Genomic DNA, 26,646 nt, shown 5'->3' with positions numbered 1-26,646 from the left:
TCGTAATAGATAATTTATAAATAATGCAGGTTAGATATAAGATGTTAGATGATTCGTAATATGCTTATAAACTGAATTCTTTACCTTTGGGAAAATTTGAAAAGTAATATCCGCCCTTTTGTCGGTTGTTCCTGTTAAGAATTATGATTTAGCTGAAGAATGTCGTTTCTTCAACCTGTCATCTTAACATCTACACATCGTTAAAGGGCTCCTAACTTTACGAAACAATGAAGAGAGACAACAAAATTTTTGAACTGATCGAAAAAGAGCATCAGCGCCAGCTCAACGGCATAGAGCTGATTGCATCAGAAAATTTTGTGAGCGACCAGGTTATGGATGCCATGGGCTCATGTATGACCAACAAGTATGCCGAGGGTTTGCCCGGAAAACGCTATTACGGAGGTTGCCAGGTGGTAGATGAGAGCGAAACGCTTGCAATCGAACGCCTGAAAAAGCTGTTCGATGCCGAATGGGCCAACGTTCAACCTCACAGTGGTGCACAGGCAAACATGGCAGTGCTGATGACGGTATTGAATCCGGGCGACAAGTTTCTTGGTCTTGATCTGGCCCACGGCGGTCATCTCTCGCACGGCTCACCGGTCAACAGTTCCGGAAAACTTTATGTGCCCGTTGCATATGGGGTAAAAGAAGATACCGGAATGGTTGATTACGATATGATGGAGAAACTTGCCCTGGAACATAAGCCAAAACTAATTATCGGGGGTGCTTCAGCATATTCGCGCGACTGGGACTATGAGCGTATGCGCACCATTGCCGACAAAGTTGGCGCCATCCTCATGATTGATATGGCACACCCTGCCGGACTGATTGCTGCCGGTCTGCTGAAAAACCCGGTAAAATATGCTCATATTGTTACATCAACCACCCATAAAACTCTACGTGGGCCCCGTGGCGGTATTATCCTGATGGGAAAAGACTTTGACAATCCAATGGGCATCAAGACCAAAAAGGGTGAAATCAGAAAAATGTCTTCTTTACTCGACTCAGCTGTATTCCCCGGTATTCAGGGCGGCCCTCTTGAACATATCATTGCAGCAAAAGCGGTGTCGTTCTTCGAAGCATTGCAGCCCGAATACAAAGAATATCAAAAGCAGGTAAAGAAAAATGCCCGGAAAATGGCGGAATGCTTTATTGAAAAAGGCTACAAAGTGATCTCGGGCGGAACCGACAATCACAGTATGCTTATCGATTTGCGCACCAAATTTCCCGAACTGACCGGTAAAAAGGCCGAAAACACGCTTGTGCTTGCCGATATTACCATCAACAAAAACATGGTTCCTTTCGACGACCGGTCTCCGTTTCAGACTTCGGGGATTCGGGTTGGCACAGCTGCCATCACCACCCGCGGACTAAAAGAAGAGCACATCGGGCCGGTTGTGGACCTTATTGACGAAGTGCTTAGTAATCCCGACAGTGAAGACACCATTACTTCGGTTCGCAGCAAAGTAAACCAAATGATGAAAGATTTCCCCATCTTTGCCCAATAGATGGAAATAACAGACGTCGTCATATTGATTTTGGCCGGTCTGGCTGCCGGAATCATAAATACATTAGCGGGGAGTGGTTCACTGATAACCCTCCCCCTTTTGATGTTTATGGGGCTTCCGCCTGCAGTTGCCAACGGTACCAACCGGATTGGCGTGGTTGTACAAAACATTGTGGCAACGGGAAATTTTATCCGGCAAAAGGAACTCAGCCCTAAAAAAGAATGGTCGCTGGTTGTCCCAACGCTTTTCGGTTCGTTGGCTGGTGCCCTGATAGCGGTTGAAATCAATGAGGATTTTCTTAACTACTTTATAGGCGGACTGCTGGTTGCCATGTTTTTTATAATCCTGTTAAAACCAACCAGTTGGATAAAAGGGAAGGCAGGAGAAATAAAAACAACAAAGTCCCGGATTATTAACAGTTTAATTTTCTTTTTTATCGGCATATACGGTGGCTTTATTCAGGCCGGAGTAGGCCTGTTTTTGCTGGCAGGACTGGTACTGAGCGCGGGATACAACCTGGTGAAAGCAAACGCTGTAAAAGTATTTATGGTGCTTTCTTTTACTATTGTTGCATTGATTGTTTTTTTACTGGCCGGTCAAATTGTCTGGAGCTATGGTCTCCTTCTGGCTGTCGGAAATGCAGCCGGCGCATGGATTGCTTCGAAATATGCCGGCAGAATCGGAGCTAAAAACATCAGGTATATTCTTCTGGCAGTTGTGCTCTTCTCGGGACTTAAAGTATTGGGAGTGTTTTAGATAAATAATACTTTTATTTCAAATCAAAATGATAAGTAATTGTCCCCTTTTGATAGGCGGGTGCATCAGAATCACTGTTGAAACGGGCTTTTAATGCAGCCTGACGGGCTACACGCCACAGGTAAGAATTCTGGGTGGTAGTACCTCTTAAAATTGGTTCGGCACTTACAACATTACCATTCCGGTCAACCGTTATTTCAACAACCACAATTCCTTCTTCCTGGATATTGTATTCAGGCTTAGGAAGAGCACCACTCAATGAGCGGCCACTGAGATCAAAGCCGGTTCCAGTATTTCCTTTTCCGGAGCCATCGTAATTGCCGGCACCCGGTTCACCCGAAAGAGCACCCTGGTTTCCTGAATCGCCGGTTTCGCCCTGAGAAGAACCGGTACCATCGGTTTTACTGAATGCATTGGTGACATTATTGCGGGCTTCCTGAGCTTTACGCTCCATCTCTTCCTGGCGCTTCCGTTCTTCTTCCGATCTTCGTTGACGTTCCAGTTCCTCCTGACGTTGACGTTCTTCTTCTATTCTTTTCTGACGCTCTATCTCTTCCTGACGCTTTCGCTCTTCTTCCAGTCTTTTCTTTTCGGCCTCCTGTTTCGCTTTCTCTTCTTCACTAATGGAAGGTGCTTCTTCAAAATCCTGAGTGTTAACAGACTCTTCAGATGCCTCCGGTGTCGTTGCGGGTGGCGGACTGACAGGTTCGGGCTGAGCGGATGGCTGTGTATTCTGTTCTCCCGACGGCTCATTACGAATAGGCTCGGTTGCCCCCATTCCGACAGGTGAGTCACCAAAATCGACCAATATCCCTTCCTCTTCTCGCGGAATACTGGACAATCCCAGTACCATGAGAAGAATCAGAATTACCACATGAAAGATGGTAGTTCCGATTACACCTGCTTGTTTGTCTTTTTTTGTCCGATCGGTCATTTTTGTTGCTTTATTTGTCTTCCAGAAACAAATCCATCAATTTTTTCTCTATCTCATTTACAGTCTTTTTGCTTATAACTCCCAATTTTCTTCTAATTAGAGATTTAGGGATAGTAACAACTTTGTGTAACCTAATAACCGAATCTACAGCTAAACCTGATCCCTTCCACTCTTCCGATCCCTTCTTGATAACAATATCACTTTCAACTAAATCAACTGGTATCTTACTTGAAATAAATGCAATAATAACATGCTTATATCTTCCAATTTCAGAAGTAAGACATAATGCAGGCCTCACTTTTGAATCAGATAAATCGTCAAATGGAAAAGGAACAAGAACTATAGAATTTTTAATCATCTAACGGCTCCCCATCATTAACGGTATAAATATCCTCTGATTCATCTGCCAGGTATTCAAAAGCCGGATTATGTGATACCGATTTCATCCATAATGATTCCTCATCATCTAACTTGTCTTCTTCATCCAGTAAAATTAAAACTCTTACTTTTCTATTGGACTTATGAACAGGGTAATCGATCTTAAGATTCCCCTGTCGATCTGTTTTTGATTTGATTTCGATTGCCTTCATATCTCATCTTTTGATTAATTCATTCATCCAGGCAAAACTATTGACTATAAAAAATGAATCGTTAGTATAATTCCAATGATGCTTTTTGCTTTTCATTGGACTGAATCAGGCATAAAATAAACTGTCTTTTCTATGATTCAGGATACCTGTCACCTGGCCCGTGTTGCCAGTATCAACTTATATTTATTGCGTTTAGCAATGTTCATCACCTTCACCACTTCCTTCATTGGTACATTCTCATCCACATGGAGCGAGATGTATATTTCGGGATTTTGCCCGACTTTTTCTCTCAACAACGGCTCAATCTGGCTAAAACTGACTCTCTGGTTTTCGACGTAATAATCCAGATTACGTGTAATGGAGACAGTTGTTAAAGGTTTGGCCGCTGTCTGGTTAGGACTTTGAGGTAACAACAATTTTAATGCCGTAGGATGTACCAACGTGGATGTGATCATAAAAAAGATCAGCAGAAGAAACACCACGTCGGTCATTGACGACATACTGAATGTTGGATTTATCTTACTTCTTGACTTTAAAGCCATTTTCTTGCATTGTTTCCGTTAATCAATAAGCAGCCTCCCCGGGTACTGCAACATATATTCAAACCGCTATCCGGCCGGTTCGTTAAGAAGGTCCATAAATTCCATGGTGCGGGCCTCCATCTTAAAAATAACATTTTCAACCCTGGCTACAAGCCAATTGTAAGCAAAATAGGCAATAATTCCCACAATCAGACCGGTAACAGTAGTAACCAGGGCGGTATAGATACCTCCGGCCAGCAAATCTACTTCAATGTTACTTCCGGCATTAGACATTTCCCAGAACGATTTAATCATACCAATAACCGTTCCGGTAAAACCAATCATCGGTGCACCTCCGGCAACCGTGGCCAAAACGGGCAATCCTTTCTCAAGCCGGCTTACTTCGAGGTTACCAACATTTTCGATGGCAGTATTTACATCATTCAAAGGACGCCCGATGCGTGTAATCCCTTTTTCGATCATGCGGGAAATGGGATTGTCATTCGACTGGCAGAGAGCAAGTGCAGAATCAATCTTCCCTTCATGAATGTAATCTTTAATTCGATTCATGAAGCTCTTGTCTTCTCTTGACGCCCTCTTGATGGCAAGATACCTTTCTATAAAGATATAAACAGCAATAAAAGAAAGCAGGAAAAGCGGAATCATAATCCAGCCGCCCTGCATCACAAGTTCTATAAGATCGATGGTAACTTTTTCCTCGCCTTCAGCCATTTCAGCTCCCTGGGCAGCGGCCTCTCCGGCGGCCTGCATCATCAAAAACAGATTCATATTGCTAATACTTGATTGTTCAACTCACTAATTTTGCAGGCCAAATTAGTGATTTTTTGGCAACAGTGAAAAACTAAAATGTCATTTCCCTGACGAATAATACAATACTTTTCAACTTCCCTACCATTCCACCATTCCACCATTCTGCCTTTCTACCTTTCTACCCTTCTACCCTTCTACCCTTCCACCCTTCTACCTTTCCACCCTTCAACCCTCCCCGCTTCATTCATCTCTCAACGACTCCACCGGGTTTCGAACAGCTGCCCTGTAGCTCTGCCAGGCAATGGCCGTGAAGGCAATAATGAGTGCAAAGATCGCGCTAACAAGAAAATATCCGGGATGAAGCGATATTCTGCTGGCAAATTGTGTAAGCCATTGCCGCATGACAGCAATATCGGCTACAAATGCAATGGCAATGGCCACCAATACCCATTTAATAGTATCACTCAATAAACGGGTAACGACCTGACGCTCGGTGCTGCCTAAAACTTTGCGGATACCAATTTCTTTCGTGCGCCGGTTGACATTGAAGACCGAAAGGGCCAGGAGTCCAACAAAACTGATAATAATTGCCAGAATAGCTCCCGCAGTGACCAGTTTCATAGCCCGCTCCTCATTCGAAAACTTGTCGGCATACCGTTTCTCTAAATAAGTATATTCCGGGACATATTCAGGGTCGTACTTCTGCAGAACTTTTTCAACGGCCGACATATCTTCCTGCGAAAGCGTTTTGTTTATTCGCAAATACACAGCTTCAACACTTTGATCGTATGTGGTAATAACCAAAGGGCTTACAGGTTCTCCTGCATAACCCGAAAAAAAGAAATTGCTGACAACCCCTGCTACTTTCATTGGCGTATTATGCATTTGAAGTAATGTCCCGACAGGATTTTTCAGTTGCAGCATTTCTACGGCTGCTTCGTTTAGGATAATCTGATCTCCGCTATTCTCGTTTCCGGAAAAGTAGTTTCCGTCAATAAGCCGGAGTCCAAGTGTTTTGCAAAATCCCGGTTGTACACGATATTCCGATATGGAAGCATACTTCCGGGTATCACCATAACGACGAATCCCTTGTCCACTTGCACCCCCGCCCATCTGATGATGAGAACAGGCAACACCCTCAATAAAACTCAGGCGTGTCAATTCGTCTTCAATACTTCTGATATGCCCGGCAATCTGACTGTTAAATCCGGTTATCTCCAACACGTTTTCCACGTCGAAACCCACAGGCACATTTTTCATGTATTTAACCTGTTGCTGTACAACAATAACCGCTGTTATCAAGAAAACGGTCACCGAAAACTGAATTAAAACAGCAGCTATTGTCATTCTTCCCTTTCGGGGCAATACACTTGTTTTTCCGCGTAATCCATTTACAATATTAACCCGTGACAGATAAAAAGAAGACCAGAATCCGGAAATCAGGGTAAAAAGCAATACCAAACCGGCGATAAATAAAACCCCTGACCATGAAAAGAGGCGCGACAACTCAAGTGACGACCTCATCAGCATCGAGAAATAAGGCTGCACCAAAAATGCAATAATCAATGCGAGAACAAACGATGATAATCCTATCAATCCGGTTTCGAAGAGAAAAAGTTTTTCAATACTCCATTTGCCGGCACCTAAAGCTTTGCGCGATGCCACCTCTGTAATGCGTTCCTCCCCATGCAAAAAATAGAGGTTTACAAAATTAACAACAGCCAGTAACAATATAAAGAAAGCAATTCCGCCAATAATCCATAGTTGGGTCAGATCGGCTTTTGGCGACAAAGTATGTGTTACCTTCGTATGCAAATGAATTTCTGATAACGGTTCGGTAAATGACCTCACTTTAGAACCAAATGGTTCGCTCCATGGAACCATAACCTGATCATTAACCCTTGATATCTTTTTCCCGGCCTCTTTAATATCGGCGTTCTTCCTGATTAAAAAATAAGTGTAAAACTCAAGTCCGCCAAATCGATCGGGATTAACCGTTTCCATAGAACCCAGAAGGTCGAAATTAAAATGGGTTGTTTCGGGCAGATCGCGAATTACGCCGCTAACCGTCGCTTCTTCCTCTGACACATTCAGAATTTCACCGACACATTCTGTTGTGCCAAAAATCTTTTTGGCGGTAGAAGATGAAAGAACAACCTTGTTTTTACCCGACAAAGCGGTAGCCTCATCTCCCGTAATAAGATCAAGGCCAAATACTTCAAAAAATCCGGGATCGGCAAACAACAGTTTCATGCCCGAAAAAATTTCAGTTTTACTCTTTACCCTTACAGGCAACCAGCGGAACAGTTGTGTTGCAGCTTCTACCTCGGGGACTTCATCCGGAATAACAGTATAAGCGTCCCTTAAACTGATGCCATAGATACCGGAACCGTTTTGATTGCTCACCTCCGAATTGAGGCGCAACACCCGCTCCTTGGTTTCAAAATGCTGATCAAAACTCAGTTCATGTTCCAAATAAACCAGAAGAAGCAAGACAACGCTTAGTCCTACAGCCAACCCCGGAATGTTAACAAAGACCAATAAGGGGTTCCGGCTTAATAATCTGATGGTAAATTGTAAGTTTTTCATTAGAGTAATTAATTTGTGCTCGTCTATAAACTATCAAAAAATCCAACGATCTATTCATCCCGCAACGTCTCCACCGGATTCCTTGTTGCTGCCTGGAAAGTAACAAAGCCCGTTACCAATAAAGTAATTACCGATATAATGACTACCGCAATAAATACTATCCATGGATAAAAAGGAAGTTTATAGGCGCCGGGGAAACGGCTATAAACCATCAAAACAGGAGGCAATGCTATCAGGATGGCCCAAACCACGATGAGCAGGTATTCTTTATTCAAGAGATAGAATATGCCTGAAACGGAACATCCGTTGATCTTTCTTATGCCAATTTCTTTGGTACGTTTTCGGGTAGTAAACGTAACAAGTGCCCACAATCCTACAATTACCAGTAACAACGTGAAGAGAAAAAAGAATACCAATGCCCTGTAGAAAGACATATAAGCTCTGAAAGCCGTCTCACTGCGAAAGGCATTCTCGTGCAAGGTCACCTCGAAGGGTGTATCGGGAAACTGCCTGTTCAGCTCATCTGAAATTATCGCTCTGGCTTTTTCGCTGGTTCCGGGTTTGTACCTGAATGAAAGTACTTTTTCCCCTTCAATGTTATTGAGTGACAGCACAAGTATTGCCGGTTCAATGATATTATGAACATCCATCAAATGGTAATCTTTTACGACCCCTACCACTTTCCATTGACCATTGTTGATGCGCTTCCCAATCGGATCATCCCATCCGAAAACTCGCTGAGCCGTTTCGTTAATAATACATGCTTTACCCGCATCGGAAGGATATTCCCGTGAAAAATCACGTCCCTTTACAACTTCAATCTCCATGTTATCAACATAATCGAACGAGACATTATTAGGGCGGTACATCACTTGTTCGTCGGGAGCTGCCCCTTCCCAATTGGTCATACCTCCTCCAAAACTTACAAATGGAAGATAATCCGACATGGCAGCATTTACAATTTCAGGATTTCTCAGTAGCCGGGCTCTCAGGTCCTCAAAGTTTACCGGATCGCCGGTATTATTCAATTCGGCATACAGCAAGCGGTGGCGATTGAACCCAACATCCTTATTTTTAATATCTCTTACCTGAATAAAAAAGAAGACAGTCAGACACAGCAAAAAAGAAGTAATTGTAAACTGCGCCGTAATCAACATTTTTCTTAGATTAATTTTGTGTCCTGTCCCGGCCAACAGGTTGGCTTTAACAAGTGTGGGAATATTTTTTGAGGTAATGAAAAAAGCAGGATGAAGTCCGGCCAAAATTCCGGCGCCAACTGTTAAAGCTAATAATAAAGCAATGATCCCGGGCTCCAGGTAAAAATTCAAAGGCAAGTCAACCTCCATTATGTTATTAAAAAAGGTAAAATGACTGTCGCAAATACTACCGCAAGCATCATTGCCATGAACGCTAAAAGAAACGATTCGCTAAGAAACTGACCTATAAGAGATTTTCGCTGACCCCCGCTCATTTTCTTTACAGCAACTTCTTTCGTTCGGGATGCAGCCCTTACAATCGATAAGTTGATATAATTAAACACCGACATGCAAAGAATAAAAATACCCACCAGGGTAAATATCCAGACAATGACATAATAATCACTCATGTAATACCTTTGGAGCTGAGACAATGGAAGCAAAGTTATCTCTTCATGTTTTAGGGCATCGTGCGACGAAAGAACATCCCTGACCTTAGGATTAAGAGTATCAATGTCTGTGCCCGAATGAAGCCTGGCAAACACCAGGCAACCAATCGTCCAAATATCATTCCGGGCAATCCCAAGACGGTTAAGGAGTGTCGAAAAAGAAATAATATACTCCGGTCTGAAAGTAGTATTGGCAGGCAAATCTTCATACACCCCGCTTATCCTTAAATTAGTTTTTTTATTCATAACAACGCTGTGCCCTGTAACATCGACACTACCAAAAATTTTACGAGCCAACGATTCTGACAAAAGTATGGTGTTCGGGCTGCTCAACAATCCGGGCTCGGGAGTTGAAACAAAATGAAGTGTGAAGACATCAGGATAGATGCTGTCGGCATAAAACCCCAAATCAGTTTGGAACAGGTTTGACCCCGCTGATTTAGAGAAATAATTATCCTGCACTTCATGAACCAGTGTTATGGATCGAAATTCCGGAAATTTCTCAAGCATAGCGGCTGTAATAACAGGACAGTGGGGTGAGCTGTTATCCTCCTTGCCTGTGTAGACCGTCCTGGCATAATGACGCTTAGCCATCACAATCTGGTCGTAATGCTCATTAATCGTATTCCATGTATTCTGATACCTGATAAACAGCCCGATGATGATAGCGGCGGTAAATCCAAGTGCGAGTCCGCCAATACTCATCAATGAATATATCTTATTATTTGTGAGTTGACGAAATGATATTTTCCAGATTAAAAAATTCATTGGAATATGGTTTACTTAAGTTATTGGCCTAATGGAATGTGCATGCAAGCATTTATACATATTCTTGTTGTGGTAAGCCTTGCCATGCTCGTTTCATACAACCTTGACATACTGGATTTTAACAAAAATCCCTATATACTAACAATTGACTTGCAGCATATTGTAAGATTTTAATTGAGAATTGTTTAACCGACAAAATCATAATTTCAAAAAAATTTTTTTATTTATTCATACCTTAGTGCCTCCACCGGATTTCTCCTGGCTGCTTTCCAACTCTGCCAACTCACCGTTAGTAGCGCAATTCCCAGTGCCAGTAATCCTGCCAGGGCAAAAATCCACCAGCTCAGGTCGGTTTTATAGGCGAAATTTTGAAGCCATCTGTTCATGGCGTAATAAGCAATAGGCGTGGCTATGATAAAAGCGATGGCTACCCATTTTACAAAGTCTTTGTTGAGCATTATCAGAACCTCTGAAATGGTGGCGCCGTTTACTTTGCGGATGCCTATTTCTTTGGTTCGCTTTTCAAGCATAAACAAAGTGATGCCAACCAATCCCATACAAGCTACTATTATGCACAAAATCGAAAAAACATTAACCAGTTTCATTAAAGTTGTCTCCGATTCATACTGAGCCTGTACCTGATCGTCCAGGAAAGAATACTTAAACGGATAGCCAGGAAAAATATCAGCGATTACTTTCTGTGAACCATCCAAAACATTCATGAAATTTTGCCGATCATATCTGACCAGAATGAAACGGTTAAAATCGGTTTCCGGACTCTGAATACTAAAAGCGAAATTTTCAATAGGTTTGTGAAATGATGCATAATGAAAATCTTTTACCACACCCAGAATCCTGAATTGCTGGCTACTCGAATCTGAATCATTGTCATCCACAGGAAAATTGCCGGTGCTGATTTGCTCTTCGGAATATTGTTGGAGAAGATTGTGATAAAAAGTCTCGTTTATCACCCATCCCTGTTGTGCCTTTTCAATATCGGGAACAAAATATTTTATTGGCTGAATATCAAGTGTCTCAATGGCTCTTCCTTCGACCATACCAAACTTAAAAGGAAAGGCGTTTCCGCTATTTTCAAAAGTCATATCCTGTAACCTGAATCCGGGATAATGATGTGCAATTGCAGTCTGAACGACACCAGGAATCTTTTTTAATTCGTTTCTGCAGAGTAAAACCTTTTCATTCCTTTGCGGGGATTCAATAATCATCATATTCTTTGCAGAGTATCCAAGAGATTTTTGATTGACGAAATTCATTTGTCTGTTTAACAAAAAAGTAAATCCAACTAATCCAATCACCAACACAAACTGAAAAATAACCAAAGGAATAATGGTTTTACTTTTATGCAGCGGATTTTTAACAAGGGCAGAACGTCTGCCGGGAATAAATCCAAAAGAGCAGGCGGTTAATATTAATGCTGTAGTTAGCAAAAACAAGAATACTGTCCATACCCAAAAACGGGTATTGTATATCGAAATGATCTGGCTTTTAAAAAAGCTATGTGAAAAATTATCATTAAATATCGCGATAAAAATCACCGTCAATGCAAAACTGAAAATTATCAAAAAAATCATCTCAGTTGCCATATTCATCCACAAATAACTTTGACTCCCTCCATAGCAACGCATAATACCAAATTCGCGCTTTCTGAAAGTGACTCTTGCGGTGTATAAATTCACAAAATTTATTACTGCCATTGCCAACATCAATGCCCCTACTGATAGTAAAATATATAACGTTGGCCGGCGAACCGTTGGTTTTAACTCAGAAATCGTTTCGGGTGTAAAATGAATATCTTCAAGAGGTTGCAGCTTGTGGTTGAAGGCATCAACCGGGGGGCCAAATTGTTTTCCCAGTTTTGCTTCGGGTAACCAAATCAAGTGCTTTTCGAATTCTTGAATATCAACCGAGTTAACAAGTTTTACGTAAATGGCAGCACCAAAAACTTTGTGTGTTTTGACGAAATCGATGGTTGAGGCAAACTGTCCCTTTTTGGAAATAAGCATCTCATAATCCAGATGAGAAGCTTTGGGTAACGGCTCAACGATTCCACCAACCGTATAAGTTATCCGTTCGTCTGCATCACGGGTAAAAGACCTTAATTCAATATTTTTACCGAGGGGGTCCTCGTCATTAAAAAGCTTGTATGCCATTTCCGGCGTGAGAAACACCATGTTGGGCTGGTTGATGGCTTCAGGAACTCCTTCGATCATTTCTATTCCAAAATAATCAAAAAAAGAATCGTCGATAAAGACCAAATTGCCAGTACTAAAAGATTGATTTCCAACAAAAACCTCGTCAACATTGTGCTCCTTATAGCACACAGTCATTTCCTCTATCTCCTTCATATTTTGCAAATCTTCTTCAAAACAGGCAAAAGTATTGGCATTGTAGGCTCCATCACCATAACGGGAGATCAGGCGGTAACTGCTCCGGTAATTATCCACAAATCTGTCGAAGCTGAAATGATAAGTGCTGAATAACAATATAACAAGTGCTACCAGCAGAGAAATGCTTAACCCGAACACGTTAATAATCGTGTAGGATTTGCTTTTCCAAAGCTTCCGTAATGCATATTTAATCGTAATATTCATGCTGAAGATATTTTAGTAAATTATCATTTTTCAGCTTCTCTTCTTTTTACCCTTTACTCTTTGCCACATGCCTTTTTACTCGTTTCTGATTGACTATACACACTCAAATACTGGCAAAAACCAAAAGCCCCTCCCCGGGGGCTCTTACTCATACCTCAGCGCTTCCACAGGATTTCGTGTTGCCGCCCGCCAGCTCTGAACTATAACAGTCATTACTGCCATCATTAATATCAGCCCTCCGGCAATCAAAAAGATCCAGATATTCAGATCAATGCGAAAAGCAAAATTTTGCAACCACCGGTTCATAAACCACCACGACAATGGCACAGCCACTGAAAACCCGACTAATCCGGACACAAGAAATGGTCTGATCAGTCGACCGACAATACTTTCTACCGGCTCACCAATACATTTTCTGATGCCTATTTCCTTGGTTTTTTGTTCGGCCATAAACATTATTACACCAAGTAGCCCCAAAACCAGCACGACAATTGAAAACCCGGAAAAAATAGCAACCAGTACCCGCAGATTTCTCTCTGAAGCCACCATTTTGCCAAATTCCTCATCAAAAAAACCATAGCTTACCGGAATATCAGGTTCTATTTTTTGAGCAACTTCTCTTATCCGGCTTATTGCAGACTGAATATTATTGGTATTCAATTTTATTGCCATGTAATTGGTTGTCCAGTGGCCACCAATGGTGTGTATAGCCATCGGTTGTACTTCTTTTGCCAGGGAGTTAAAATGAATGTCCTTTAAAACGCCTAAAATCCTGTAGGAATTGCCATAAGCCTCCAGTGACTTCCCGACAAAACTATCCCACCCGATAATCCGGGCAAAGGCCTGATTAATTATCACTCCTTCCTGATCGGTGGTTCGAAAAAAAGAGCCTTCAACCATTTCGGCACCTATGGTCTTCAGCATGTCCTCATCCACATTCCAGTCGGTTACCAGTGGTTTGAAATCGGGGGCCTTGCCTTCCCAATTCCAGCCTTCGCCATTGTTCCCTATGGAGAACGGGAGATAGGAAAGAACCGTCGAAGACTCCACATCAGCTATTCGATTCACCTCTTCCTTGAAAGTTTTGAAATGGTCTTTAAGTTTGCCATCCAGGTAAACATACATTAAGTGTTCCTTTTGAAAACCGATATCCATTTTTTGCAGGAAGCCTGTTTGCCTTGAAATGATCAAAGTAGATGTAAGTAACATTAACGAGACAATGAAAATCACAGTCACCAGGGCATTACGAAAGGTTCCTTTATTTTTTGCCAGATTAATGTCCGATTTCATAGACCGCACCGGCGAAAATGAAGTCAGATAAAACGAAGGATAACTTCCGGCCAAAAAAACAGTAAGTACATAGATAATGACCAAAGCTAACAGTGGCTGCCACGAAAAAATAACCAGAGGATCAATCTGCTTGCCAATCATATTATTAAAAACCGGCAATAAAGCTGCAGCGACTAAAAATGCAACCAGGTAAGACGCAAAACAGATAATGGCAATGTCAGAATAAATTAACCGGATCAGGCTTCTCCTGGATGCCCCAAGTGTTTTCCTCAGCCCTGTTTCTTTAATTTGCCTGATCGACCGGGCCGTGTTCAGATTAATGAAGTTTAAAGTAGCGGCCAGGAGTACCATGAGTGCTATAAGTGCAAAAATCCGGACATTGCGGATGTGATTGTCTTCATACAAATAGCCATCTTTAAACTTGTAGGCCCTCAAATAATTGGTTGACTCGGGCATTTCCTCCTGAATGCGGTTGGTTATGGCAGAAGCCACTTTATCAAAACTTTCGGGTCTGGTCAGCAGCCCGAATGTGATAAAACTATTATTATACCAGGTATTTATATAGTTCTGACTATTATATAGTGTCGGAATATGCCCAATAGGTATTAACCCGGTAAACCTTACGGATGAGTTATGAGGTATATCCTCTATTACACCCACAACAGTCATATTGTAGGTCTTATCGAATTTTACCACTTTTCCGATTGGATCTTCTTCACCAAAGAATTTTCTGGCGGTGGTTTGCGTTATCACAATTTTGTTATCCAAACCCTCTTCTCCTTTTCCTCCGCGAACAAAAGGGAAAGACATAATGTCGAACAACGAATAATCGGCAAAAGCGACATCTTCCAGATATTTTTTATCGTCATATTTGATAAGATATTTAACCCCCCAGGGCGGCCGGTACCGGCTGGTTGTCTCAATTTCGGGATATTCACTTTCAATGGCAGGCCCGACTGCCGGCGGACAGCCATCAAAGGTGACCTTTTCTTTACCTCCTTCCAGATATGCATGCACCACAAAAATGCGGTCGAGCTTTTCATGAAACCGGTCGTAGCTTATCTCATCAACGGTCCAGAAAAAAATAAACAGTACACATATCAGACCCGCAATCAACCCGGAAATTCCAAGCAGAGAAGCGGTCTTGTTCTTTTTAAGCCGCCTGAATGTTAATAAAATATCCTTCATCAGTTTAAATTCTAATTTATTTTCTAAGACGGGTTAAGCGCGTATGGTTGCTTGAATTAATGAACACGCTTTACACCATTTTAACCATTTAACCATCCTGCCATCCCACCCTTCCATCTTTCAACCGTCTTAAAGTATCATCTCCCCCAATTCCTTTTTCATCTCCTCTGTAATGATCTGGCCGTCGAAGAGGTTGACCACCCGGTGTGCAAATTCGGAATCGTGCAGCGAGTGTGTTACCATCACAATGGTTGTACCCTCCCGGTTAAGTTCGGTGAGCAGATTCATTACTTCCAGTCCGTTTTTGGAATCGAGGTTACCGGTCGGCTCATCAGCCAGTATCAGCTTGGGATTGGCAACAACTGCCCGGGCAATGGCAACACGCTGCTGCTGCCCCCCGAAAGCTGCTGCGGAAAATGCTTCTTCCGGTGTCCTATTTTCATGCGCTCGAGCACCTCCTCCACCTGTTCTTTACGCTCTTTTGCTTTCTGCTTCAGGTAAATCAGCGGTAACTCCACATTTTCATAAACATTGAGTTCATCAATCAGGTTAAAACTCTGAAAGACAAAGCCAATGTTTCCTTTTCTCAACCGGGTACGCTGTCGCTCTTTTAAACCGCCAACTTCCATTCCGTCGAAATAATATTCACCCCCGGTAGGATTGTCCAACAGTCCAAGAATGTTGAGCAAAGTAGATTTGCCACATCCCGACGGGCCCATTATGGCCACAAATTCGCCTTTCTGAACATGCAGATTCACATTGTCCAGCGCACTGGTTTCAATCTCCTCAGTGCGAAATACTTTTGATAGGTCTTTTGTTTTTAGCATAACTCAAATATTGCTTGGAGCATGGGGCATGGAGCATAGAGAATCTCACATTCACTCACCCTGCCTTGTATTAATGCTCTTTGTTATTAATTTATTTAGAAAAACTATTAGCAGCTACCCTGAAGGATTGAAATATCTTTGATCACTTTTTTCATAAAGTTCTTATTCTTCTCGCTAAAGATTATTATCATTAGTTTTTAATATTCTCATTCTAAACCGGGAAATTTTCCTACTCAATAAATCCAATTCATCCAAAAATTTATTTAAACAATCCTCATCGACATATTTCTATTGATATGCAATAAATACAAGATTCGCTGTTTCAAATACAGACCGTCTGGCTATATTAAGAAAATTTGCAAAGTCTTTGTCTGAAAACGATCCGGCCCCCTCTGCAATGTTATTGGATATGCTCAAAGATGCTGCTCTTAATTGTTCAGCAAAACGATAGCTTTTAGCGTTGCTAATTTGATCTGCCAAATCATAAGATTTCCGATTCAATGCTATGGAATCCTTCCAAATTTCTAAATCCATAAACCTGAAATGTGCCATAATAATAGATGTTAGGTTAGTACTATATACAAGTTAATGAATTATTACTCTAATAATTGTAAACTTCATAGTTCGTTGCCCTCTGCGCTCCGCCCTCTGCGCTCTGCTCTCTGCCCCTCCAACCTACCTCAACTCCAATCTCTCATTATCCCCAAACATCTCGTAGCCCGAAGTGATGATCTTTTCGCCCGGTTCGAGTCCTTCAATAACTTCATAGTACCGGGGATTTTGTTTGCCAATTTTCACGGGTCTTTTATAAGCTTCGGTCCCCGATTCGTTGAGTACAAATACCCACTGGCCCCCGGTGCTCTGGAAAAAGCCGCCGCGCGGTATCAGCACAGCATTGGCCGGCTGTCCCAATTGAAGCTTGATGTGATAGGTCTGACCGGTACGAATTTTCTCAGGCTTAGCGTCCTCGAAGATCATATCAATCTCAAACTGACCGTCACGCACCTCAGGATATATCTTCTTTACCTTCAACCTGTATTCAGTGCCATTCCGTTCGAAAGAACATGGAAGGCCGTTTCTCACCCTGTCGATGTAATGTTCATCTACACGAGCTTTTACTTTGTAATCGGACAGTACGTGAATCATCCCGATTCGCTGTCCCTGGGATATGGATTGACCAATTTCTGCATCGAGCATTCCCAGTTGACCATCAACCGGGGCTTTCACCTTCAGATGCTCCAATCGCTCACGAACAAGCCCTAACATCTGTCGCATTTTTTGCAAGTCGTTGTCCAGCGTTCTCATATTGGTCATCAGCATTATAGAATCGTTCTTTGCCTTTAAACGATTAATTTCCAGCAAATCTCTCTCGTATTCATAGTCTTCTTTTGCCTGCAAATACTCCTCTCTGGCAATTAATTTCTCCTCGTACAGCATCCTGGACTGCTCATAATTTCGTTTTTTCCTCTGCAGGCTGAATTTATTATCAAGCAGGTTACGCCGCGATTGTATCATCTCCGCTTCAAAACTGATACGGGTATTCCGTAAGTAATTCTCCTTTTCGGCAAGTGCAGCCTCACTGTTCAGAATAGTTTGATAAAGCTGCCGGTTCTCGAGCCTGAGAATAACATCGCCTTCCTTTACCATTGCGCCCTCCTCAATAACTTTTTCTTCAACTCTTCCGCCTTCAATGGCATCCAGGTAAATTGTAGAAATGGGCTCTACCTGGCCAATAATGGTGATGTAATCGTTAAAAAGACCTTGTTCCACAGTACTGATGGTCACCTTTTCCTTATCTACCCGCATCACCGAACTGTGATCGGCCCAGATGATCTGGTACAAAAGAAACAGGAATGCGATACCACCTGTCCCCATGTAAACGTGACGTTTCCTGATTCCCTTTTTCTTCTCTATAACTCGATCCATTGACATAATGTGCTAAATATTTTTAGATTTTCAGATTTAATCAGACTTTCGCGAAAGTTTTCCAGTTATTGATGGAAACCTTTATGCTAAGTTTTTGACTGTTTATGCAAGGTAGCCGGTGCTTTATGCATGACCTCGAATGCTTTATGCAAAGGTCCCAGACGCTTATGCAGAAGTTCGAGACGCTTATGCATGACCTCCGGGGCCTTATGCAAAATTTCCGGGATTCTAAGTAGTGTCTGTCCATAAAGTACCATTTGCTGTGTTACGCTCGCCGCCAAAATCCTCATTTACGATTAGTAAACTCCGGTTTTGGCGGCTTCGCAAGCCTTGCAACCGGCACTTTCTGAACAGACACACAAATTGTAAAAATCTTTGCGTGTTTATAGACACGCACTAAGTACCCTGCCCTTCCCCCTTCAACCATTCTGCCTTTGCACCTTTTCACCATTTCAGCCTTTTAATAATCCACAATCACACCAAAACAAACAAATCGCTACAATTCAGCAATTTAGAAACCATAGCCTTTTCGCGGTTGTAAAAATTTCACACGTACACCTGTAAAATATTTTGACACTTTGTTGCAATCGACAACTCAACCCTCTACATTTGAAAATAAAAATGTCAAAAGGGAATATACTTATCGTTGATGACAACAAAAGCGTATTAACAGCACTGGAATTTCTGCTTTCGACAGAATTCGAAAAAGTCGAATGTATTTCGAACCCAAACCGGATACCTTCGGAGCTGGAAAAGGCTCATTATGACCTGGTGCTGTTGGATATGAATTTTAAAACAGGAGCAAATACAGGGAATGAAGGTATTTTCTGGCTTAAAGAAATAAAAACCAAATACCCCGACATTTCGGTGGTGATGATTACTGCTTATGGTGATGTGGAACTGGCCGTTAAAGCTCTTAAAACAGGCGCTACCGATTTTGTCCTTAAACCATGGGATAATTCCAAACTAATGGCTACAGTAAAAACAGCCGTACAACTCAGCCAATCACGCGAAGAAGTAAGCACACTGAAACAAAAAGAAAAAGATCTGAAAAGTAGTCTCAACGAAAATCGAAAACACATAACAGGCACTTCTCCTCAACTTATGCACGTACTGAACCTGGTTCGAAAGGTAGCAAAAACCGATACCAATATTTTAATAACCGGCGAAAACGGGACAGGCAAGGAACTGATTGCACAGGAGATACACCGGCTCTCCAACCGTCACAACGAAATGCTCGTGGGGGTTGATATGGGAGCCATCAGCGAAACCCTCTTCGAGAGCGAACTGTTCGGACATGTAAAAGGCGCCTTCACCGATGCCAAAGAAAACAGGGCAGGAAAATTTGAGATAGCCAATCACGGAACCCTTTTCCTTGATGAAATCGGGAATCTTCCCCTTCACCTGCAGGCTAAATTGCTGGCAGTTTTGCAAAACAGGGAAGTAATACGTGTCGGCTCTAATCAGGCCATTCCTGTTGACATCAGGCTGATATGTGCTACCAACCGCAATCTGCCGGCATTGGTTAAAGAGGGCCTTTTCAGGGAAGACCTGCTCTATCGCATCAACACCATACACATCGAGGTTCCGCCATTGCGCGAACGTGGTGAAGATGTTCTGGTTCTGGCAGACTTCTTCCTGAAAAAGTACACATCGAAATATGGAAAACCCCAACTAAAAATAAACCATCAGGCACAGGAAAAGCTTTTGAAATACAACTGGCCGGGAAACATCCGTGAACTGGAACACGCCATCGAAAAAGCCGTAATTTTAGGCGAAAGTAATGTCCTGAAACCCGACGATTTTTTTCTGAAACCCGTAACCGGAAGCACTGCCGGAATTACCAACTCCAACACCCTGAATCTTGAAAAAATGGAAAAGCAGCTTATCATTTCGGCCCTGGACAAATATCCGGGAAACATTACGGCTGCAGCAGAGGAGCTGGGTATCACCCGTCAGACTCTTTACAACAAGATGAAAAAGTTTAACATCTGATGAAACGAGTCCCGGTGAATAGGGGCAGGCTATCCGACCTTTAAAATAAATTTTATACGGATGAGACTTCCTTTTCAGACATATACTATAATTATCCTCACACTAATAGCAGGAACAGCTTTGGCTACCGGCTGGGCTTTTTTTCATCTCGAAAACAACCTTGCAGGAATTTCAGGAGGAATGATTACCGCAACTCTGATCATCCACCTGGTCTTGTATCAGCAAAAGGCATTGGAACGAATAAACTACTTCTTCGAAGCGGTCAAAAACGAAGACTCGGCACTTTCCTTTCCAAAAAGAAAAACGATAAGATTCTTAATCAGCTCAGCTGCCATCTTGAAAAAATAAATGCTCAGCTGCGAAAATTAAAAACAGAAACCCGGCAGCGCGAACAATTTCTCCAGGCAATTATAGAACACGTGGAAACCGGCATCCTCACCTTTGACAAAAATGGCTTTGTACACAATGCCAATAATGCACTGAAACAAACATTAAAATTACGACAGATAACACACCTGCGACAGCTCGAGAAGATACATCCCCAATTGGCCAACGTGATCAGCTCCATGCAGCCCCGCGACCAAAAAATGTTAACCCTGAATATTGATCAGCAAAAAGCAGTCAATCTCCTGATGAAATCAACCTCTTTCAAAAAAGGAAACCAGTCGTTGATGCTTGTCTCGATACAGGATATCAACGAACAGCTTAACGAAAAAGAACTGGATTCCTGGATGAAACTGATCAGGATTTTGACCCATGAAATAATGAACTCAATAGCTCCAATAACCTCTCTTTCGGAAAAACTTAAAAGCTATTATGTAAAAAACAAGGAAATTATAAATCCGGATCATATCAATAAGGAAATTATAAAAAATACGGTAAAAGGTTTGGACGTCATAGAACAACAAGGAAAAGGACTGATAAATTTCGTGGAGTCGTACCGAAAGCTAACCCGGCTTCCGGCACCGGAACTGAAAACCGTTGATATTAAAAATCTTATCGAAGATACGGTAATGCTCAATAAATCGCTTTGGCCTGACATTCAAATATCATTGCAAATACAGGATGCTGATTTACGGATACAGGCAGATGAAAACCTTCTTGCTCAGGTGATCATTAATCTGCTAAAAAATGCATCTGAAGCACTCGAAGGCCGAAAAGACGGGAAAATTACAGTTTCAATCGCAAAAAGTCAACAAAACCGTGTACAGATTTGTATCAAAGACAATGGTCCCGGTATTCCACCTGAAATAATGGAGGAGATATTTATTCCTTTTTTTACCACCAGGGAAAAAGGCAGCGGTATCGGTCTGAGTTTGTCCCGCCAAATCGTCCGCCTCCACCGCGGAAGACTCACTGTTAAGTCACATCCCGGAGAAGAAACCGTATTTTGTATTGAGATCGGATAACTATACTTTACCTTTTTGGAAACTTTGCAGCCAAACATCCGTAACAGACAGCGACCATGAAACAACCAACCGAACTCAATATCCTTGCTTTTTCAAAAACCGCAGGATACCGGCACGGTGCCATTCCACAAAGTCTGACAGCAATAGGCCGGCTGGCGGAACGAAACAACTGGAAAGTTACAGCTACCGAAGAAGCAGATGTATTCAATTCAAATGATTTACCGGAATTTGACCTCGTTTTGTTTGTACATACAACAAAAAACATCCTAAATGAGAGTCAACAGCAAGCCTTGAAAGATTTCGTGGAAAACGGCGGCGGACTTCTGACACTACACACCGGAACAGACACAGAATATGAATGGCCATGGTATGTAGAAGCCATTGGCGCTTCGTTTGTCGGGCATCCGCCTTCGCAGAAAGGAAAACTTATTATTGAAGACAGGTCGCATCCGGCCACTGAACATTTCCCGGACTCTGTCTGGATCATCACTGACGAATGGTACAGTTTTGACCGAAATCCAGGAGCCGATGTTCATGTCCTGATCTCCATTGATGAAAACTCATACGATGTGGATGACAACCGATGGTTCGAAGGAGCACAACAACGTATGGGCGACCACCCTCTGGTCTGGTACAGGGAAGTAGGAAAAGGAAGAGTTTTTCAAACAGCCCTGGGACATGAACCTGAATTGTATCACAATCCACTATTTCTAAAACACCTGGAAGGAGCTATTTGGTGGACCGGAAAAAAGTAAGTCATAAGATAATTCACAAAAACAGTCAGAAACGGCACTATTCTTGTTTTGCTTTAAACCATAACTCAGTCAAACTCTTACAGTGAGCTGAAAATCAATTGCTTGGAATTAAAGCGTTTCGTTTACTAAAATGTAGCATATCAAAATTATATAAATTATTTTACCTGCCGGAAGGCATCTAACTGAAATCACAAAACAATAAATCCCAAAAAGACTAAAATGAGAACATTATCCCTTCTTTTCAGCATTCTAATGGTTACACTGGCCAATGCCCAAACCGTAAAAGAAATAGATTCCGAAATATCGGATGTTGTCGTTTACCTCAACGGTGCTCAGGTAACTCGCCGGGCAACAGTAAATATTCCTTCGGGCAACAGTGAATTATACTTCAAAGGCATAACTTCGCAACTGAATCCCAACAGTCTGCAAGTCGCTGCCGGTAATAACATTACCATTCTTTCGGTCAACCACAGCATCGATTACCTTGAACAGGCAAAAACCGATACACGCATTGAACATCTCATAAAACAGCGCGATGCACTTCAGGACAGCATCGAACTTGTGCAAAATGCACAGGATGTATTCATTAAAGAGCGGGAGATGCTGCTCAGCAACCAATCCATTGGTGGCGATGAAACCGGCGTCAATGTGGAACAGCTCATCCGGGCAACCGACTTCTTCAGAGAAAGACTTTCCGAAATAAATGAGTCCCTTTTTTCCAACCGGCAGACTACAAAAAAAATGAAAGACCGACTGGACAAACTCAACCGACAGCTTAATGAACTCAATGCACGAAAAGACCGTCCAACCAGCACCGTAAAGGTATCCGTTACAGCCAACAGACCGGTTAATGCGCCCGTTCAGTTGACCTATACCGTTCGTCAGGCACGCTGGCAACCATTCTACGAGATAAGAGTGGACGACACAGATGATCCGGTCACATTGGTCTATAAAGCTAAAGTTTTCCAAAATACCGATGAAGAATGGAAAGATGTTAATCTGACGTTGTCAACCGGAAATCCGTCAGTCAGTAACTATAAGCCCGAACTACAACCATGGTTTCTGGATTTTCAACCACCCCGTCCTCTTAAATCTTATGGAACACCGGAGGCCCGGATGGAATTAAATGAGGTTGTTGTGGCTGATAAGCAAAAACAGGAAAAGCCATTGCGAATACGAGGTATTACTTCTCTTGGCCCCGAAAATGTCACCACAACGCAGCAACAAACTAACACTGCTTTCCAGATTCAGATTCCTTACACCATTCCGGCAGATAACCAGGGATACGATGTTGCTGTCAGTGACCACCAGGTTGAAGCAGGTTATCAGTATGCTACCGTTCCCAAATTGTCGCCCCATGTGTATCTGCTGACTCAGATCACCGACTGGAGCGATCTTAATCTTCTGCCTGGTCAGGCCAACATATATTTCAATCAGACCTACCAGGGCAAAACACAGCTTAATCCCTACACTTCAGAAGATACGTTGAATATATCCATTGGACGTGACCCGGCAATTGTTGTGAAGCGGGAACAGTTGAAGGACTTCTCTTCAAAATCATTTTTCGGCAACAACCGCAAAGAGACAAAAGCCTGGAAAATAACCATCAGGAATACAAAAAATTCCACTGCCAATGTTTTAGTGGAAGACCAGTATCCCGTGTCCGCTGACAGCGAGATTAAGGTAGAGCTGGAAGAAAGCAGCGAAGCAAAAGTCAATCCCGTCACGGGTATTCTCAGTTGGGAATTGGAACTTGCTCCCGGTGAAACCAAAGAACTTCGACTGGTTTATTCGGTAAGATATCCAAAAAACAAAGATTTGATTATTGAATAGATGAGAAGAAATTACTACAAGCAAAGGGCAAGGAGCATGGGGCTAAGAGCATGGAAGATGGTGCTAAGAGCTAAGGTTATGGAGCGTGGATATGGGTCTCCATAATTCATAAGCTCCCCATATTTACGCAACTGCATTTTAACAAACAAACAGCCTTAAACACAAGTGATTGGTTTGCAGGGTGTTGAAAAAAATTAACGAAGTATTATTATTCATGACATGATACAAGATTAACTTATCATTTTAAATTTTCATGGATGATATATAAATTATACCATGAAAATTTAAAATCTTATTTTATATTTTCATGGTAAATGAATGCTCTTATGGGAAATCCATCTGTTGGAGATTCATGGGAAGCTTTCGTGATAAATCAAATATTAGCAACAAAAAAATCTTCGATCGATCTGTACTTTTACAGGACGCATCAGGGAACTGAAATTGATGTAGTTCTGACAAAAGGTATGAAAACATTAGCCTGCGCAGAGATTAAATTTTCAAACTCACCCAAAATATCCAGGGGAAACATACAAGCTTTCAGAGACTTGAGAGCACCTGCCAATTTCATTATTACACCGTCATCAGACACCTATCTGATAAAAGAAAACATCCGGGTATGCTCTGTAAGACACTTTATTGTTGAGATTTTGCCAGACATTTCGTAGTTTCGCCAACAATCAAATATCACAAAAGAATTAAAATGAAGACATTAATTGTGGGAACCGGCGGAGTTGGCGGCTATTTTGGCGGCCGTTTAGCCGTTGCGGGACATGATGTTACTTTTATTGCACGTGGTGCACACAAAGAAGCCATAGAAAAGAAAGGACTGCAGGTAAAAAGTATAAACGGTGATTTTTCTGTAGAACAGGTTAAGGTAACCGACAAAATTTCGGAAGTTGAAACACCCGAGCTCGTGATTATTGCCGTAAAAGCCTGGCAGGTTAAAGATATAGCACGGCAACTCAAGCCCATAATTGATGAGAAAACCATGGTTTTGCCACTCCAGAATGGTGTACTGGCAAGCGATGAAATTAAAGAATTTTTACCGGCAAAAAATGTGCTCTCCGGACTTTGCCGTATCATCAGTAAAATTGACGCTCCGGGAAAAATCAATCACCTGGCGGTAGACCCGACTATTGTTTTTGGCGAATGTGACAGCTCGCAGACGCAAAGGGTACTCAACCTTCAGAAAATATTTGAAGAAGCCGGGTTCAAGGCTCGTGTTTCTAAAGATATTCAGGCCGATCTTTGGCGAAAATTCCTGGCCATTTGTGTAAGCGGTCTGCTTGGTGTTACCCGCTCTACTTATGGCGAAGTAAGGGAACAAAAAGAAACGCGTCAAATGATGCGCAATCTTTTTGAAGAAATTGCGATGCTTGCCAAAGCTTTAAAAATAAATCTGGAGCCCGATTTGGTAGACAAAACCATCGCATTTATTGACACGTTCCCCTATAATTCTACATCATCACTTACACGCGATGTTTGGGAAGGAAAGCCGTCGGAACTGGAATATCAGAACGGCACTGTTGTTAAACTGGCCGAAAAAGCAGGCGTAGATGTTCCTGTTAACCGATTCGTTTACTATTCTTTGTTATTGATGGAAAAACGAGCGCGAAAGAAAACCAATTAACTGCAGTTGTATATCTGTTTTCGTCGAATTCGCCACTTTGAATTTCTGAGTAATCGTCACAAAAAACAAGCTCTGAAAGAGATAGATTAGGGCACACATTGTGCCACCCAGATTATAACGCATTGAAGTACCGGCCTTGCGTTTTGGAGAAATCATATGTTAGTTTCTCCGCCTCTATCAGAATTTCATCGCAGGTTTCTCTTGATAAATCATCTGTAGCCATATATAGTTTCTGTTTTGCATGCTGCTAACGGTTTGCCAATATGGGTATGCGGGATGGATATCCATTATGAAAAACGCTGAAACGGAGAAAGGATGCTGAACGCAACCCCTGTCACCACGCTTACCTATATTGGCTGTTAGTGGCTGGGAATCTATTCCTTGTTCAATTTCAGAATCTCATCAACGATATTGCCAGCTACTCTAAAATCAGTCAACAACAATTTGTCAATCAATGGTTTTACTTTGTCAATAAGTGACATTTGTTTTGCTCTATGAATCACTCCGAGCGTTCCTGTAATCTTGAACTTTAATCGAGTCGCTAATTTTCGAGCTTTCAAGTCATCAAGTAACAATAATACATCGTCATACTCTGTGGCTAAAGCAATTGCACTAGCTTCTCCATAATCGACCTGTGTTTCTAGAAAATCCTGATATTTTTTATCTGAAACAGGTTGAATTTTAACCCAATCAGGCAAATCTTCTCCAAATTCCTCTGCAATCTCAGGTGTGGTAATCAATTCTCCATACATTTTTTGCAAAAGACTCAACTCATCAATCTTGTGAAAGAGTATCAATGTGCTGGTATCTGAGATAACAATCTTAGGCATTTGCTATATCGGAATGTAAATCAGAAATCGATGTACTGAAAACAGAAACTCCATATTTTCCTAACATCTCAATAAACGCCCTTTTTGATAACCCAACTATTTCAGCCGCTTGTCCAGCCGAAAGTTTAGCATCCTCATACAACTTTGCAGCGATTATCATTGAAAAATCATAATCTTTCAAATCAATGCTATCTGGTATATTTAGTTGAATAGTTCTCATAATCATTCATTTTCTCAAAAATACGAAATCATTATATCATTTCACAAAT

The 26,646-nt window shown here is 41.9% G+C and carries 24 protein-coding genes and 1 pseudogene; 9 read left to right on the top strand and 16 right to left on the bottom strand.

Translation table 11 applies throughout. The annotated features are described in order from the left end of the window. Positions 1-227 precede the first annotated feature (227 nt). Together glyA and OQ5_RS0112070 are read left to right on the top strand one after the other, a co-directional pair. Positions 228-1,508 carry a serine hydroxymethyltransferase gene (glyA, locus tag OQ5_RS0112075; protein WP_016777738.1) on the top strand — a complete coding sequence of 427 codons (1,281 nt, stop codon included), beginning with the start codon at positions 228-230 and terminating at the stop codon, positions 1,506-1,508. Beyond that, entirely contained in the window at positions 1,509-2,264 is a 756-nt protein-coding gene (locus OQ5_RS0112070) for a sulfite exporter TauE/SafE family protein (protein ID WP_016777737.1), read from the top strand. A gap of 13 nt (positions 2,265-2,277) precedes the next feature. On the opposite strand, the gene OQ5_RS0112065 is transcribed toward OQ5_RS0112070, so the two are convergent. The 14 genes and pseudogenes from OQ5_RS0112065 to OQ5_RS0111995 form a co-directional block, all read right to left on the bottom strand. Continuing rightward, entirely contained in the window at positions 2,278-3,198 is a 921-nt protein-coding gene (locus OQ5_RS0112065; protein ID WP_016777736.1) for an energy transducer TonB family protein, read from the bottom strand. A 10-nt stretch (positions 3,199-3,208) separates the two neighbouring features. Beyond that, entirely contained in the window at positions 3,209-3,556 is a 348-nt protein-coding gene (locus OQ5_RS0112060; RefSeq protein WP_016777735.1) for a type II toxin-antitoxin system PemK/MazF family toxin, read from the bottom strand. Beyond that, positions 3,549-3,788 (bottom strand): hypothetical protein, encoded by a 240-nt coding sequence (locus tag OQ5_RS0112055; protein WP_016777734.1) that lies wholly within the window; start codon positions 3,786-3,788, stop codon positions 3,549-3,551. Before OQ5_RS0112055 ends, OQ5_RS0112060 begins: the two co-directional genes overlap by 8 nt. Before the next feature lie 149 nt (positions 3,789-3,937). After that, the gene (locus OQ5_RS0112050; RefSeq protein WP_026055267.1) at positions 3,938-4,330 is read right to left on the bottom strand and encodes an ExbD/TolR family protein; all 393 of its coding nucleotides are present in this window, start codon (positions 4,328-4,330) and stop codon (positions 3,938-3,940) included. A 66-nt stretch (positions 4,331-4,396) separates the two neighbouring features. Beyond that, positions 4,397-5,098, bottom strand: a complete 702-nt coding sequence (locus OQ5_RS0112045) for a MotA/TolQ/ExbB proton channel family protein (protein ID WP_016777732.1) — start codon at positions 5,096-5,098, stop codon at positions 4,397-4,399. Between the two features lie 222 nt (positions 5,099-5,320). Further along, positions 5,321-7,669 carry an ABC transporter permease gene (locus OQ5_RS0112035; protein ID WP_016777730.1) on the bottom strand — a complete coding sequence of 783 codons (2,349 nt, stop codon included), beginning with the start codon at positions 7,667-7,669 and terminating at the stop codon, positions 5,321-5,323. Between the two features lie 50 nt (positions 7,670-7,719). After that, entirely contained in the window at positions 7,720-9,015 is a 1,296-nt protein-coding gene (locus OQ5_RS0112030; RefSeq protein WP_016777729.1) for an FtsX-like permease family protein, read from the bottom strand. Then, complete coding sequence (locus tag OQ5_RS0112025; protein WP_016777728.1) at positions 9,015-10,082, bottom strand: ABC transporter permease; 1,068 nt, start codon at positions 10,080-10,082, stop codon at positions 9,015-9,017. Before OQ5_RS0112025 ends, OQ5_RS0112030 begins: the two co-directional genes overlap by 1 nt. Positions 10,083-10,306: 224 nt before the next feature. Beyond that, positions 10,307-12,694 (bottom strand): ABC transporter permease, encoded by a 2,388-nt coding sequence (locus tag OQ5_RS0112015; RefSeq protein ID WP_016777726.1) that lies wholly within the window; start codon positions 12,692-12,694, stop codon positions 10,307-10,309. Positions 12,695-12,838: 144 nt separating this feature from the next. Next, positions 12,839-15,172, bottom strand: a complete 2,334-nt coding sequence (locus OQ5_RS0112010; protein WP_016777725.1) for an ABC transporter permease — start codon at positions 15,170-15,172, stop codon at positions 12,839-12,841. Positions 15,173-15,301: 129 nt separating this feature from the next. Beyond that, entirely contained in the window at positions 15,302-15,460 is a 159-nt protein-coding gene (locus OQ5_RS24680; protein ID WP_255297517.1) for a hypothetical protein, read from the bottom strand. Positions 15,461-15,553: 93 nt separating this feature from the next. Then, positions 15,554-15,891: pseudogene (locus OQ5_RS24675) on the bottom strand (ABC transporter ATP-binding protein); the annotation flags it as partial. A gap of 396 nt (positions 15,892-16,287) precedes the next feature. After that, a complete protein-coding gene (locus OQ5_RS0112000) occupies positions 16,288-16,533 on the bottom strand; it encodes a four helix bundle protein (RefSeq protein ID WP_218054535.1) in 246 nt (81 codons plus the stop codon). A 141-nt stretch (positions 16,534-16,674) separates the two neighbouring features. Next, complete coding sequence (locus tag OQ5_RS0111995) at positions 16,675-17,931, bottom strand: efflux RND transporter periplasmic adaptor subunit (protein WP_255297516.1); 1,257 nt, start codon at positions 17,929-17,931, stop codon at positions 16,675-16,677. A gap of 615 nt (positions 17,932-18,546) precedes the next feature. On the opposite strand from OQ5_RS0111995, the gene OQ5_RS0111980 reads away from it, so the two are divergent. The 7 genes from OQ5_RS0111980 to OQ5_RS0111945 all read left to right on the top strand — a co-directional run bounded on the left by OQ5_RS0111980 (position 18,547) and on the right by OQ5_RS0111945 (position 25,547). Then, on the top strand, positions 18,547-19,920 hold the full coding sequence (locus OQ5_RS0111980) for a sigma-54-dependent transcriptional regulator (RefSeq protein WP_016777720.1): 1,374 nt from the start codon (positions 18,547-18,549) through the stop codon (positions 19,918-19,920). A gap of 60 nt (positions 19,921-19,980) precedes the next feature. Further along, the gene (locus OQ5_RS22010) at positions 19,981-20,268 is read left to right on the top strand and encodes a hypothetical protein (protein WP_016777719.1); all 288 of its coding nucleotides are present in this window, start codon (positions 19,981-19,983) and stop codon (positions 20,266-20,268) included. Between the two features lie 71 nt (positions 20,269-20,339). Beyond that, the gene (locus tag OQ5_RS20985) at positions 20,340-21,329 is read left to right on the top strand and encodes a sensor histidine kinase (RefSeq protein WP_016777718.1); all 990 of its coding nucleotides are present in this window, start codon (positions 20,340-20,342) and stop codon (positions 21,327-21,329) included. Positions 21,330-21,385: 56 nt separating this feature from the next. Continuing rightward, positions 21,386-22,084, top strand: coding sequence for a ThuA domain-containing protein (locus OQ5_RS0111965; protein WP_016777717.1), 699 nt, complete (start codon positions 21,386-21,388; stop codon positions 22,082-22,084). Positions 22,085-22,303: 219 nt separating this feature from the next. Beyond that, the gene (locus OQ5_RS0111960; RefSeq protein ID WP_026055266.1) at positions 22,304-23,917 is read left to right on the top strand and encodes a DUF4139 domain-containing protein; all 1,614 of its coding nucleotides are present in this window, start codon (positions 22,304-22,306) and stop codon (positions 23,915-23,917) included. 326 nt (positions 23,918-24,243) lie between these two features. Beyond that, positions 24,244-24,582 (top strand): DUF4143 domain-containing protein, encoded by a 339-nt coding sequence (locus tag OQ5_RS0111950; RefSeq protein ID WP_176694082.1) that lies wholly within the window; start codon positions 24,244-24,246, stop codon positions 24,580-24,582. A 35-nt stretch (positions 24,583-24,617) separates the two neighbouring features. After that, positions 24,618-25,547 (top strand): ketopantoate reductase family protein, encoded by a 930-nt coding sequence (locus OQ5_RS0111945; RefSeq protein WP_016777713.1) that lies wholly within the window; start codon positions 24,618-24,620, stop codon positions 25,545-25,547. 374 nt (positions 25,548-25,921) lie between these two features. Here the strand turns inward: OQ5_RS0111945 and OQ5_RS0111940 are convergent, their stop codons facing one another. Together OQ5_RS0111940 and OQ5_RS0111935 are read right to left on the bottom strand one after the other, a co-directional pair. Continuing rightward, positions 25,922-26,377, bottom strand: coding sequence for a DUF3368 domain-containing protein (locus OQ5_RS0111940; RefSeq protein ID WP_016777712.1), 456 nt, complete (start codon positions 26,375-26,377; stop codon positions 25,922-25,924). Further along, positions 26,370-26,597, bottom strand: coding sequence for a UPF0175 family protein (locus tag OQ5_RS0111935; protein ID WP_016777711.1), 228 nt, complete (start codon positions 26,595-26,597; stop codon positions 26,370-26,372). Before OQ5_RS0111935 ends, OQ5_RS0111940 begins: the two co-directional genes overlap by 8 nt. Positions 26,598-26,646 lie beyond the last annotated feature (49 nt).

It is taken from the genome of Anaerophaga thermohalophila str. Valhall (genome assembly GCF_000250735.1).
In the GTDB taxonomy this organism is placed as follows: domain Bacteria; phylum Bacteroidota; class Bacteroidia; order Bacteroidales; family Marinilabiliaceae; genus Anaerophaga; species Anaerophaga thermohalophila_A.
The sequence above is the reverse complement of the archived record's forward strand: the minus strand, read 5'-3'. Positions and strand labels throughout refer to the sequence as shown.

Coding starts and splice junctions, on each gene's coding strand:
- glyA (WP_016777738.1), top strand. CDS start 228: ATGAAGAGAGACAACAAAATTTTTGAACTGATCGAAAAAGAGCATCAG.
- OQ5_RS0112070 (WP_016777737.1), top strand. CDS start 1,509: ATGGAAATAACAGACGTCGTCATATTGATTTTGGCCGGTCTGGCTGCC.
- OQ5_RS0112065 (WP_016777736.1), bottom strand. CDS start 3,198: ATGACCGATCGGACAAAAAAAGACAAACAAGCAGGTGTAATCGGAACT.
- OQ5_RS0112060 (WP_016777735.1), bottom strand. CDS start 3,556: ATGATTAAAAATTCTATAGTTCTTGTTCCTTTTCCATTTGACGATTTA.
- OQ5_RS0112055 (WP_016777734.1), bottom strand. CDS start 3,788: ATGAAGGCAATCGAAATCAAATCAAAAACAGATCGACAGGGGAATCTT.
- OQ5_RS0112050 (WP_026055267.1), bottom strand. CDS start 4,330: ATGGCTTTAAAGTCAAGAAGTAAGATAAATCCAACATTCAGTATGTCG.
- OQ5_RS0112045 (WP_016777732.1), bottom strand. CDS start 5,098: ATGAATCTGTTTTTGATGATGCAGGCCGCCGGAGAGGCCGCTGCCCAG.
- OQ5_RS0112035 (WP_016777730.1), bottom strand. CDS start 7,669: ATGAAAAACTTACAATTTACCATCAGATTATTAAGCCGGAACCCCTTA.
- OQ5_RS0112030 (WP_016777729.1), bottom strand. CDS start 9,015: ATGGAGGTTGACTTGCCTTTGAATTTTTACCTGGAGCCCGGGATCATT.
- OQ5_RS0112025 (WP_016777728.1), bottom strand. CDS start 10,082: ATGAATTTTTTAATCTGGAAAATATCATTTCGTCAACTCACAAATAAT.
- OQ5_RS0112015 (WP_016777726.1), bottom strand. CDS start 12,694: ATGAATATTACGATTAAATATGCATTACGGAAGCTTTGGAAAAGCAAA.
- OQ5_RS0112010 (WP_016777725.1), bottom strand. CDS start 15,172: ATGAAGGATATTTTATTAACATTCAGGCGGCTTAAAAAGAACAAGACC.
- OQ5_RS24680 (WP_255297517.1), bottom strand. CDS start 15,460: ATGAATCTGCTCACCGAACTTAACCGGGAGGGTACAACCATTGTGATG.
- OQ5_RS0112000 (WP_218054535.1), bottom strand. CDS start 16,533: ATGGATTTAGAAATTTGGAAGGATTCCATAGCATTGAATCGGAAATCT.
- OQ5_RS0111995 (WP_255297516.1), bottom strand. CDS start 17,931: ATGTCAATGGATCGAGTTATAGAGAAGAAAAAGGGAATCAGGAAACGT.
- OQ5_RS0111980 (WP_016777720.1), top strand. CDS start 18,547: ATGTCAAAAGGGAATATACTTATCGTTGATGACAACAAAAGCGTATTA.
- OQ5_RS22010 (WP_016777719.1), top strand. CDS start 19,981: ATGAGACTTCCTTTTCAGACATATACTATAATTATCCTCACACTAATA.
- OQ5_RS0111965 (WP_016777717.1), top strand. CDS start 21,386: ATGAAACAACCAACCGAACTCAATATCCTTGCTTTTTCAAAAACCGCA.
- OQ5_RS0111960 (WP_026055266.1), top strand. CDS start 22,304: ATGAGAACATTATCCCTTCTTTTCAGCATTCTAATGGTTACACTGGCC.
- OQ5_RS0111950 (WP_176694082.1), top strand. CDS start 24,244: ATGGGAAATCCATCTGTTGGAGATTCATGGGAAGCTTTCGTGATAAAT.
- OQ5_RS0111945 (WP_016777713.1), top strand. CDS start 24,618: ATGAAGACATTAATTGTGGGAACCGGCGGAGTTGGCGGCTATTTTGGC.
- OQ5_RS0111940 (WP_016777712.1), bottom strand. CDS start 26,377: ATGCCTAAGATTGTTATCTCAGATACCAGCACATTGATACTCTTTCAC.
- OQ5_RS0111935 (WP_016777711.1), bottom strand. CDS start 26,597: ATGAGAACTATTCAACTAAATATACCAGATAGCATTGATTTGAAAGAT.